This is a genomic window from uncultured Victivallis sp. (assembly GCF_944391105.1).
Lineage (GTDB): Bacteria > Verrucomicrobiota > Lentisphaeria > Victivallales > Victivallaceae > Victivallis.
In genome coordinates this window covers 26,799-38,194 of record NZ_CALXSK010000042.1, presented here as the reverse complement: position 1 = coordinate 38,194, position 11,396 = coordinate 26,799, and the positions used below count along the sequence as shown (strand labels likewise).

The window sequence follows — 11,396 nt, the reverse complement described above, 5'->3', positions numbered from 1 at the left end:
AGATCGTTCATTTTTCCTCCAGGTTTGCTACCCCTAAGTTAAAATGAACCTTCTGCCTCTTTTTTTCATCCCCCAAATTAAAAACTTTTGAAATTACCTCGATTAAGGCAGGTAGGCGACCCATTTGTAACGGTTGATCCCCTCCTTGTAGTTGACTTCGTTGGAGGAGAGCGTCGCGACGTGTCCGTCGAAGAATCCCATGTTCGCCCGCTCGGATGGGTGGCGGTAGGCGACGAATCCGGTGTAAGTTTCCTGGTCTCCGTAGAGCCGCCAGTTGTCCGGGGGGCTGCCGCTCTCGCGGCATCCCCAGTCGAGTCCGTCCATAATCAGGAATTTTGTGCTGGCATTCTTGACCCGGCTGAGTTTGTAGAACAGCTTGAGACCGTCGGAGGGGTAGGCTTCCGTGCGGTTGTAGTCGTCGTCGGTTTTCAGGCTGCCGGTGGTGTTGATGCTGTAGGCGAAGCCGACGTTATTGTGCGCATAGGCGCCGTCGGCGGCCTGCCGCGCTGCGGATTTCGGACAGAGGATGCCGCTGTTGTAGGTGTAATCTGTCTGATCCGAACCGCCGAGCGCATCATGGAAGAATTTCAGTTTGCACCACAGCGTCTGGAGCAGGTCGTCGTTCGAATCGGCGTACATCTGCATTGCTCCGGCGATCTGTTTCAGGTTCGAGACACAGCTTACCGTATAGGAGCGCTCCCGCGCCTGGTTCAGCGCCGGAAGAAGCATGGAGGCGAGAATTGCAATAATTGCAATCACAACAAGAAGTTCGATCAATGTGAAGAAACTTCCCGATTTGCTTCCCCGGACAAAGAAACCCGAACCGGACATTCTGCGCGTCCGGCGGCCGACTTGCTTGGATCGACTTTTCATGGAAACCTCCTGTGTTATGGCTGAATCGGTCTGGAAACGGTGACACCTTTGTGAAAATAATGGGGGCACAGAACGCTGGTGTGAATCGGAAACTCCCCGGCAGAGAGGAGGTTCATGACAAGTTCCACGCCGCTGCGGACGTTCAGGCAGCAGCGGTTCACATCGATCGGATAGAGATAGGATGGCTGTTCCGGGGAGATCGTGATGAGCGAAACATCTTCCGGAATCCGGAGTTTGAGCCGCCATGCCGCGGCCAGGAACATTGCGCAGGTATCCCAGTTGCTGCAGATCCAGCCGGTGTAACGCCGTTGTTCCAGCGCCTCCTCGAAGCGCGCCGGATTCCCGTAGTTGTCGCTGAATACATCTTCCGGTGCGAGGTCCGGGTGGGCTTTTCGGATTCCGTCGATGGTCTGACGGAGGCGGTTGGTTGGGGCTTCATCGAAGGAGTTGATTCGTTCTCTGGGGCCGATTTCGCCGAAGAACCCGATTTTGCGGTGTCCGGCCCGGCGCAGCACGCGTGCAAGCCCCGTTCCCATACCGGCGTAGTCGGGATGCACGGTGACTCCGGTAGGCTCCTTCTGGAAAGAGAGCGTAATGAGCCGTGTCCCGATGTCGGCAAGCTCCCGTTCCTGCGGGCAGAGCCGTTCGATGCTGGAGGGCTGAATTACGGCGAACGGCCGCAGTTTACGGCACTGCTCAAGGGTTTCGCTGCGCCGTCCGGTGAGAATCAGCGTCTCGTACCCTTCCTGCGAGCAGCGGTCGAGCAGCAGATCGAGCAGTCCGTATTCGGTTGGAATCGGTCCGCTCCGGAAAACGTTGTGCGGACTCACTACGAACAGTACCTGCTTCTCTTTTCCGCCGCCGTTCAACCGTCCGGCGAGACTGCTGCTGCTCCAGCCGACATCTTCGATATAGGCGAGAATTTTGCGGCGGAGTTCCGGCTTTACGCCCGGTTTTCCGTTAATCGCGCGTGAAACCGTGCCGAGCCCGACGGCGGTGGCCGCCGCGATATCCTTGATGGTCAGTGTTCCCTTTTTGCTCATCTCTAATCAGGTAGAATTGGAAATTTTTCCATTTTTCAATATAATTATACCATAAAGCCAAATGGATGTCAAGACTGTTTTTTGAGAAAATGGAAATATTTCCAGTTTTATCCGGACGAAAAAAAACTCCGCACGTCGCCATGCGGAGAGGAGAGAGTCCTCGCAGGGGAGGAATGTTTCGGGTTTATCGGTTGATGAATTCAAATTTTACTTTGTCTTTGCCGGCGCCGTTCACCGTGCAGAATGTGGTTTCATTTGCCTGGTTGAAGAGGAGGAGTTCCTTGTTCAGCGGAAGAACCATCGGCGGCACGTCGAGATGCCGCACGGAGAGACGCCCTTTTCCCATATCCTGCACGGAGAGGACGAAAAATCCGGCCTTCACCACATCCGGAGTGGAAGTTTCCTCGATTTTGACGAGATAACGGTATCCGTGTCCCGCCCGGCAGACGACGGCGCCGAAACTGTCGGTGTCGAGCACGAAATCCGGTGCGGTCGACTGGCTCTGGAGTTCAACTTCTCCGGTCACGCCGGGTTTCACCAGAACGCGGGGCAGTGCAACGTGGCTGGCGGGGCACTCCGAAACCGCTTTCGCCGAGACGATATATCCCGGCTGAGGTGTGGAGACCTTTTCGATTTTGACGATGCTTCCGGTGAGAGTATTGCCGGAATTGTACGTGGCACACCCACCGACCAGCAACCCCATTGCTCCGATGAGGACGGCACTCAGAAACAGTCTCATGATTTCCTCCATTTGGTTGTGAATTTTCAGCGGAACAATCGGCACAAATGCCGTAACTCCCAATATAGCATGGGAGCCGGGGATTGCAAATTCCGCCGGAACCGTATTCCGGGCGCTCCGTTTCAACTGGAGAAATCAAAAGTAGTTTTCCCGTCGCGGCAATGTTCCATGAGGCCGACCAGATCCGCGGCGTCGAGAAAGTCGTCGGGGAACGGTGAATCTCCACGCAGATGTTCGAGAAACGCGCGGTTTTCCTGATAAAACCCCGATTGGAAAGGGCGCCAGGCGTACTCAGGACTCGATTCCGGAGTGATGATTTCCCGGCTTGCCGAGTCGATGGTTTCCACGATCAGCCGTCCTCCGCCGTCGCCGGGACAGCATGGAACGTCGATCGTGACGCTCCGCTTTTCGGAGACCATCGTGTAACGTTCGAGATTGACTCCCGCGCTCGGACAGAAGTTGAGAAGAGCGGCTCCTCCATCGGCCATCTCCCCCCAGATCACGGTATTCCGAACATGCGGGTGTTCCGGGCAGACTCCCTGTCTGGCGATCGATCCGCGCAGATACGGAGCGTGCAGCAGAAACTTTACGAGATCGTAGCCGTGCACCATCGTTGTGGAGAAATCCTCATCGTAGCGGTGGTCGCGGTAAAAGTCGCACCGGCAGAAGCGGAAGGGTGCTTCGGATTCCCACTCTTTGCGCAAGGTTTCAAAGAAACTCACAATCGGGGTGTATCGCCGGTTGAAAGCGACCTGATGCGGGACGATCGAATCTGCTTCCGGCCGGCGCGCGGCCGTGAGAAGAGTCCGAAGTTCCGCCAGATTCATCGCCGGGGGCTTTTTGCTCAGAACCGGGATGCCGTGGCGCAGAACCAGCGTCGAGATCGTTGCATTCGCTTCGGCGTTGACCGCGATGGTGACGCCGTCGGGACGGATACGGTTGAGCATCTCTTCCGCGTCGGTGGCCGATTCCGCGTAGCCGAAGTCGCGGGCGTAGGCTGCGGCGCGTTCCGCGTCGCGATCAACGGCGCAGACCAGTTCAACGTCAGGGAACTCTTCGGCGAGTCTTTTCCAGCTCGGGCCGTGAACGCAGCGCGCCATGTTGCCGGTTCCGATTGCGGCGATGCGGAGTTTGCTGTTCATATCGAATGCCTTTCCTCTTGCGATTAATTTTGTTCCTGAGCGGATTCGGGAGGACGGTACCCCCCGTCGCCGCCGTATTGCAGATAGACACGGTGTGCCAGACAGAGCATCCAGACCCCGGCGACCGCCAGGAGCCCGCCCAGCAGCAGCGTGTACTCGTAACGGTTTCCCGTCCAGTCGAGGAATTTGCCGACGACCGGAGTCATGAGCATCCAGCTGAACGAGATCAGCAGCCACATCGCGGAGTTGAACTGGGCGAACCGGCTGCGCGGAAAGAGTCTCGGCCCGTAGGAGGCGGTCAGTGTCAGCAGACTGCCGGTCAGCACCCCGTGCGCGATGAAGATGATTGCGAACGAGATCCGCCCGTGAACGAGAAAATAGCCCGCGAAACAGAGCAATCCATACAGCGCCAGCGTCACGATGCCGGTTCGCACCGGATGAAAGCGATCCGAAAGGATCCCCAGCAGGTAACTCAACAGAAACGAGATGATGTAGGTGTACGCGAGAAATTTCCCGTAATCATCCATCGAAATGTCGAGGCTTTTGGCGTAGAAGATTCCGTAGGCGTTCAGCGGGATGTTCGCGAGCATCGCCACCGGCAGCGCGAAGAGCAATATCCGGTACGGCTTCAGAGAGAAACACTCCTTCGCGTACTCCCGGAAAATGATGAACGGATTGGCCGACCCCTTGTCTTCCGGATCGACCGGCGGATACTCCCCCTCCTTCACGTTCACCAGAAGCAGCGTGAAGCCGACCGCGTAGAGCAGCGCCAGGCAGAGGAAGATCGGCATCGCGTGCGTTTCGGCATATCCCATCAGCCAGTAGTTGAACATCACGCCCGCAATGAGGCTGATCGCCCGGAACAGCCCGAAGAACCGACCGAGAAACTGCTGCGGCACCACGTCGTTGACCAGCGCAGTGAACAGGACGCTTGCAAGCGTGTTCCCGAAATCGAACAGGACCCAGAAGAGTCCGAACCACAGCAGCGCCGCAGTATGGAACGTGATGAGTTCCTTCCCGACCGTTTCGCACAGCCACTTCGCCAGCGTCGGGGTCAGTCCCAGCCCCGCCAGCCCGAGCACGATGATCGGCACCGTGAATGCGAGGAACGGAATCCGCCGCCCGAACCGGCCGCGGTGGCGGTCGGACCAGTAGCTCACGATCGGCCCGAGAAAGATGTTCGTGAAATTCGGGAACGAGAGAATCAAAAGCCCGTAGACGAAATCCGAAACTCCGAACGATTTGACCATCAGCGTCGCGACGCTTCCGACCGCCCGATCCTTCATCGACCAGGCGAAATCTCCCCAGAGCAGCCAGAAAAAGAGCATGGCAAGCGCTCCGGTCCCATAAGTCAGCGTGCCGACGGTCCAGCATTTTTTCGTCATGGAACGGCCTCGCCTCACTTCGACTTTCCGGGTGGAAGCAGCAGAATTTTCACATCGAGAACACCCTGTTTCCCCGTTTTTTCGATGTAGATCCGATTCTGCTCTCCGCGTGCGAGCGGGAGTTTTTCGACGCCGATGGAGGTCCCGGCCGGAGCCTCGATCCGGACGGCGCCGCGCTTGCCGGAGATCGTCGCGGTGTTCCCTTCGACGGTCACGGGCAGTATGGTCTGCCACAGAAAACGCACTCCTTCTCCGCGCTTGAGTTCGTAACGGTCGGAGATGACGAGTTCCTCCGGGCGTTCCGAAACGAACGTGCGTTTCCAGTTTTCGAAGTAATCCGGCCAGGCAGCGCCGGGCGCGATCTCCGCCCGGAAAACCCGGGCGTCGCCGCCGGCTTCGACCGGAATGTCAACCGGACAGGGATTTTTCGGGGAGGGACGCTCCGGCGTACCGGTCGGCAGAAGCATGTTGTGCCGCTCCGCCCGCCGCAGTTCGTGGACGAGCGGGTTGCTGTAATCGCAGCTGCCCGGGTCCATCGCGAAGAGTTCTCCGGCATATTCCAGTACGAAACTGCCTTTGTCCTCATGGTTGTGACCAGCGCGCGCGACGTTGCCGAAAATCGCAATTTTGACGGTTTCCCCGTTCAACTTCCGGGTGGAGGCTGCAAGATTCATCGATGGCAGGTGAACCAGCGCGGGTGCGGGATCCTCATCCTCCGGCAGGGAAAGCGCGATCCGCCATGCGAGTGCCGCGTCGAGCATGTTCGGGATGGTGGATGCCGGTTTCAGCGTCGGCCAGTCCCGGTTGCGGCGGAAGTTCTTCCGAACCATGCGCGCCCAGGGGCCGTTCGGATTGATTTCCGCCATGATCGCTTCGGAAATGAGGTCGTGGGCTCCATTGAAATCGACACCGTCCGCAAATGAGATGACCTCCGCCCGGTCACGGGAGGAGGAGATTGCTTCCCCGAAATTGTCGCATTTGCGCATCACTTCCGGAATCACTTCCGCGAGCGGCTTCCGGGTCAGGCGGCTGTAGAAATAGAGCGCAAGTCCCGCGTCGCGGCCGACACAGCGGAAATAGGTCGGCCCTTCCGCATAACCGCCGTCGGCGAGGATCGTGCGGTTCAGATTGTCGTGCAGCTCCTGAAGAGCCTGTTCCCGGTAGGGTTTGACGCGTTCCGGGGAGGTTTTTGAATTGCCCCACTCCTTTTCCAGCACCGCGAGCGCGAGCATGCGCCCGGAAGAGAACCAGGAGAGCTGATTGCAGTCGAAAATGTAGTCCCACCGCCAGGTGACGTACTGGATCGAGCCGACCCCCTCCTGTGCGAGTTTGCGCAGCACGAGCGTTTTCGCTTCCGGAGTCAGATATTCGCCCGCGAGATCGAGCAGCGCGGCGACCTCGAGGCAGCAGAGACTCTGGACGAACGCCCGGTGTTCGAAGGAAGAGCCGGGAAAACGGCAGAGAAACGCGTCATCCCAGTTCCTGCACAGTGCGATTGCGAGCATGTAGCGGGCGGCCAGGCGCAGCATTTCCGGGTCCCGGTTCAAATGGCCTGCGAGCGCTGCGTTTACGCCCCGATTCAGCAGTTGCCGCCCGAAATCGCGCACACGGCAGTAACGGGTGTCTCCGAAGAAGTTCACATAGTCGTTGATCAGCGTTTCGGGACGGATGGCGGCGGCCTCTTCGCCGCAGGCGAGGAACGGTGATTTGCCGTCCCGCTTCAGGAGACGCTCGTGTTCCCGGCGCAGAAGCTCCAGATCCTCCCGGCTGAACAGCAATTCGTAAGCAGGACGAAAGGAGGGGGTAAAATCTTCTCCCTTCAGAAACCTGTCAAGATCCATCGGATGAGCTTCCCGGTTTTTTCGCATCTCCTCGAGCAGGGGGCGGTTCTGGAGCCCGATCCAGCTCAGCCAGCCGGAACCTGGGCGGTTCGCCCGTACATCGATTGTGAGGGAGGTCACTCTGGTTGCGCCTTCGAGCGGCAGCTCCAGTTCCTGTTTGCGCGATCCGAATGGCGGGGATTCGATCCGGCGGATGCCCCGGTCTGTCTCCGCCGTAAGAATCACCTTCGCATTCGAGGAGAAGGCTCCGCAGAGAATGAGCCGGTCGTAACCCGTAACGTTGAGTTCTCCTTTCCGTTGCAGCGTGAAGGCGCGCCCATCCGGCGATGGGGTGGCCCAGGTGAGTGAGACCGTGTCCCACTCCTGACGCGCTTTGGCATCGGAGCCTTGTTTTTCCAGACTCCACTGGTCGAGTTCGCTCAGGGCTCCGTCCCAGAACGGTTCGAATACCGCCTCGGCCGGATTGAACGGAACAGCCCGCCAGGGACGGACGGAGGCCGCGGAGAGTTGAAATGTCGCGAAGATCATCGTCAGACAAATTGGAAGCAGGATTTTCATGATCTTACACCTCAATCCGGGATGATGTGAGTCACGTTGTCGATCCGCGTGAACAAATTCGGGTACGGAGCGTTGCTGGCGACTCGGAAATCCCCGTTCGCATAGGGATTCGAAAAACTCGTATACGCTTCGTCGGAGACGCAGTTCGTTCGAAGGTTCTGCACATGTCCATCCACCATCAGCACGCGGCAGAGGCCCGAGTGTCGACTGCTCGGGAGACCGTAGTAGTTGTCCTCATTGTAGGAACGTTGCAGGAGAAAGTAGCCCTCCTGTCTTTTACTCGGGGTGTTGACCACGCTTTCGCACATCCACATGCGCGAGGCCGGACCGTAGATCCGTCCCATTTTCGTGTAGGAGATCACAAGGTTGTTCCCGGAACCGCTCTGGGTTCCCATCGCGCTGTTGACTCCGTAGAAAGGACGGTCCATCGCATACGCCCGCCCCACTCCGCGCATCTGGGTCGGACTGCAATCCTTCATGAAACGCGCCTCGTCGCAGAAGGCTGCTTTGCTGAGACTTTCTGTCGTGGTGGTTGAGGAGGGGCAGTAAAGCACGTTTCCGCGCAAGCCCACAGTAACCGCCATCTGGTTGACCCAGGTCGGCGGATAGGCTGCTCCGCCGAACGACTGCCGCGCATTTGGAAGGCGGTCATCGGAAAGCGAGGCGTAAAGTCCCGTGTAGTTTCCCAGGGTTTTGAGGTTGCTCGTGCAGGTTGTGGCGCGGGCGGATTCACGGGCACGATTCAGCGCCGGCAGCAGCATCGAGGCGAGAATCGCGATGATCGCAATAACGACAAGGAGCTCGATCAATGTGAAATTGTTTCGTTTCATTTTTATTGATCCTGTTTTATGGAGGTTGAGGTTGTTGCTTCTGAGCATCGTCTTTTCATCCCGCTTTTTTGACTGATTCGAGATGTCGGCTGCCTGACCAGTTGGGGAATCATTTTGATTCGCAGCGGCAGGTCGTCCGGCGCGGAAATGCGGTGCAGCAGCTGCAGTGCGCCGAGTCTGCCGATGTCTTCCGCGCGGATGTCGATGATGACGGGGCGGTTCTGCAGAGAGTTGATCCGGAACGATTCATTGTTGCAGGAGATGAAATGGATATCGCGTCCCGGCAGGATATTGTTCGACAGAAGAACCGGATAGGCCAGCAACGTGGAATCATCCGCCGGGGAGAAGAAGAGCAGCGGCGGTTTGACATGCGCAAAAACGTCCTCGAAATAACGGCGCATCTCCTCCGGATCATCAAGCACCGCGTGCGAAAGCCGTTCGGGAACATAGACCTCTTTCCCCTGTTTCTGGACGAGTATCCGGAAGAATTCGATTCGCTCTTCGAAGATCGGTTCGCTGAAGTTGAAGAAGGAGACGCGCGGGATCGGGTGTTCCTGACAGCACTGGGCGGCGATGATTCCGATCTCGCGGTTGTCGTAGGTGATCTGATCGACCTGTTCCCGGACGGGCAACCCCATCAGCACAACTTCCGGAAGCTGACCGTGGGCCCGTGATTTGCCGACCGACAAAATTCCGATGATTTCCCGGCTGTATACCGGTGTCTCAAAACTCTGCACGGAGAGATCCAGGTTGTGTTCACGTAGGACGTTTTCCGCTCCGCGCAGGACTTTTGCATAGATCGTATGGATCGCATCCTCAATTCGAGGCAGCTGAAAGACCACCCGGTTGCGGGGTGTCGGGCGCCTCGTTTCATATAGGGATGGGCGACCGACGCCACGTCGGCGGTACTGAAGTTTTTTCACCGCGTCGAGGACACGGTGACGTGCTTCCGGCGAGATGCACTCCTTGTTGTTCAGCACCATCGAGACCGTCGCCTGTGATACCTCCGCCAGCGCGGCGACGTCACGGATGCTGGCCTGGTGTGCCAGAACGCAGGATTTTTCCGGAGATTTTTTCATCGCCGGCCTAAAGATTGAGCCCGTCATTTCCGGTTCCGAACCGGATTTCGCCGATTTCGGCAGTGAGACCGCGCCGGGCTCCGTCTCCTCCGATCCGGATATCGCTTTCGCCCCAGACGACGGGACGTTCCGGTTTGGCCGAAGCGACTTCTCTTCCGTCGACCAGCAAAGCCGCGTCTCCGTCCGGATCGAATCTGAAGCCGACCCGCACCGGACTTTTCAACGGCAGCGGTTCGGGGGAAGCCAGCTCCACGGAGACTTGATATTTCTTCGCTTCCGCATCATAATACCAGGCTGTGAAGAAGAGGTGACAGCGCCCTCCTTTCGGTGCGATGTAGAACTGCCACATATTCTGTTTATTGCGACGATACAGCAGGACGCCGATGGTATCCCCCCGATCGATCCGGAGCGCACAGGAACCGGAGAAACTTCTCGGATTCCCGATCCCGGTCAGTTCCAGGTACGCAGTCGGACCGGTCGCGGCTTTCGCAAAATTCAGGCTGGTGCTTTCTCCGATCGGAGAACCGGTCGGGACATTCCCTTGAAGTTTCACGGAAACTCCCCCGGAAATCCGGTTGGTGACTGTTCCGGAACCTTCAATTTGCAGATCTGCAAGAATTTCCGCATTCAACGGCAGCATGCCTCCTGCCAGAACCGGCAGCATGAAAATCCAGCTCTTTTTCAACATCGTGTCCTGATCCCTTTCCGATGGTAACTCCGCCTCTTGATGGAAAATACTCGTTTTTTATTGATCATTATTATATTCGAAATGATCTTCAAATGCAAAAATGTTTAAATCAAAATTTTTGTAACTTTTGATTTTCCTGCGTTAAAACAGTTTGAAATTTATATTAAACATTATTGTTAAACGGGGATGATTTTTCAATTCTGCCTTGCTCCCTGCTTAACGGATGCGATCGAAATCAAAACGACGTGCAACGTCTTTCTCATATCTGGAATATCTCCTCGCAGGTTCGATTTTTACAGGCTGGTTGAAAAAATACAGCTTCCGGGGGTTGTGCCGGTGCGAAGTCTGGAGTATAGTTATTCGAGAACATGGGAACGGGTGTTTCCGGCGCAACGGAGAAACCCCGGGAGGAAAGATGGATCGCACCGAAATCTGCCGACTGCTGGAAGAGTGGCTCGAAACTCCGCCGCCTTTGACGGTGATCGCCGAGACGGAACGCTCGGCGTTGCGCGCCGAATTCAATCCGCACATCCACATGGGATGGGAATTGAAACAGCTCGCCACAGGCGAACTCCATCTGGTTGTCCCGGGCGTTCCCCATGAGACGACCGGAATCTGTCCGCTGAGTCTCGAGACCGGAGTCGGCATGTTCACGCTCCGGGCCGGGGGGCGTTATTTCTTCTTCAACCGATTGACGGACTGCAAGTTCAATCCGCTTCCGGAACTCTTCGCTCTGCTGGTGCGGATTCCGGAGGAAGAGCTCCGGCTTCGGAAACTGCTGCTGCGCTCCTGCATTGAGTCGGCGCGTTCCCTGATCGAAAAGCTCGGGGACGCGCCGGAAGAACCCGGGGATCTCTACGCTCGATCCATCGACTATCTGCGGCGGAACTATTACCGCCGGGAACTCGGGGTCGCGGAACTCGCTGCCTTTGTCGGCGTCACTCCGCAGCACCTGAACCGGCTGTTCCGTCGCAACGGCGGCTTGAGCATCCGGCGGCAGCTGATCGCCATCCGGCTCGAGAAGGCGCGCGAACTGCTTGAATCCGGCCGGTATCTCGTTTCCGACGCGGCACGACTGACCGGCTGGAGTTGTCCGTTTTACTTCTGCAATTCATTCAAGCGACGCTACGGAATACCTCCTGTGGCGGTGAGGAGGTGAACGAATTCCCGTATTTTTCTCTGTTGCGTTATGAACGTTCTGTTTTTTTGCTCTGCGAA

The 11,396-nt window shown here is 57.4% G+C and carries 10 protein-coding genes; 1 reads left to right on the top strand and 9 read right to left on the bottom strand.

The genetic code is table 11. The features are described 5' to 3' along the window. Nucleotides 1-102: 102 nt before the first annotated feature. From Q0K10_RS12275 to Q0K10_RS12235, 9 genes are all read right to left on the bottom strand, one after another. Nucleotides 103-873 carry a prepilin-type N-terminal cleavage/methylation domain-containing protein gene (locus tag Q0K10_RS12275; protein WP_294507487.1) on the bottom strand — a complete coding sequence of 257 codons (771 nt, stop codon included), beginning with the start codon at nucleotides 871-873 and terminating at the stop codon, nucleotides 103-105. 14 nt (nucleotides 874-887) lie between these two features. Further along, nucleotides 888-1,916: a LacI family DNA-binding transcriptional regulator gene (locus Q0K10_RS12270; RefSeq protein ID WP_294507485.1), complete on the bottom strand. Its 1,029-nt coding sequence runs from the start codon at nucleotides 1,914-1,916 to the stop codon at nucleotides 888-890. Nucleotides 1,917-2,100: 184 nt separating this feature from the next. Continuing rightward, nucleotides 2,101-2,655, bottom strand: a complete 555-nt coding sequence (locus Q0K10_RS12265) for a hypothetical protein (protein WP_294507483.1) — start codon at nucleotides 2,653-2,655, stop codon at nucleotides 2,101-2,103. Between the two features lie 122 nt (nucleotides 2,656-2,777). Next, entirely contained in the window at nucleotides 2,778-3,797 is a 1,020-nt protein-coding gene (locus Q0K10_RS12260) for a Gfo/Idh/MocA family oxidoreductase (RefSeq protein ID WP_294507481.1), read from the bottom strand. 23 nt (nucleotides 3,798-3,820) lie between these two features. Further along, nucleotides 3,821-5,182 carry an MFS transporter gene (locus Q0K10_RS12255; RefSeq protein WP_294507479.1) on the bottom strand — a complete coding sequence of 454 codons (1,362 nt, stop codon included), beginning with the start codon at nucleotides 5,180-5,182 and terminating at the stop codon, nucleotides 3,821-3,823. 14 nt (nucleotides 5,183-5,196) lie between these two features. After that, complete coding sequence (locus Q0K10_RS12250) at nucleotides 5,197-7,581, bottom strand: heparinase II/III family protein (protein WP_294507477.1); 2,385 nt, start codon at nucleotides 7,579-7,581, stop codon at nucleotides 5,197-5,199. A gap of 11 nt (nucleotides 7,582-7,592) precedes the next feature. Further along, nucleotides 7,593-8,411 carry a prepilin-type N-terminal cleavage/methylation domain-containing protein gene (locus Q0K10_RS12245; protein ID WP_294507475.1) on the bottom strand — a complete coding sequence of 273 codons (819 nt, stop codon included), beginning with the start codon at nucleotides 8,409-8,411 and terminating at the stop codon, nucleotides 7,593-7,595. A gap of 2 nt (nucleotides 8,412-8,413) precedes the next feature. Then, the gene (locus tag Q0K10_RS12240; RefSeq protein WP_294507472.1) at nucleotides 8,414-9,517 is read right to left on the bottom strand and encodes a LacI family DNA-binding transcriptional regulator; all 1,104 of its coding nucleotides are present in this window, start codon (nucleotides 9,515-9,517) and stop codon (nucleotides 8,414-8,416) included. Then, a complete protein-coding gene (locus Q0K10_RS12235) occupies nucleotides 9,498-10,178 on the bottom strand; it encodes a hypothetical protein (protein ID WP_294507470.1) in 681 nt (226 codons plus the stop codon). Before Q0K10_RS12235 ends, Q0K10_RS12240 begins: the two co-directional genes overlap by 20 nt. 415 nt (nucleotides 10,179-10,593) lie before the next feature. Between Q0K10_RS12235 and Q0K10_RS12230 the strand changes: the two genes are divergently transcribed. Continuing rightward, complete coding sequence (locus Q0K10_RS12230; protein WP_294507468.1) at nucleotides 10,594-11,337, top strand: AraC family transcriptional regulator; 744 nt, start codon at nucleotides 10,594-10,596, stop codon at nucleotides 11,335-11,337. Nucleotides 11,338-11,396 lie beyond the last annotated feature (59 nt).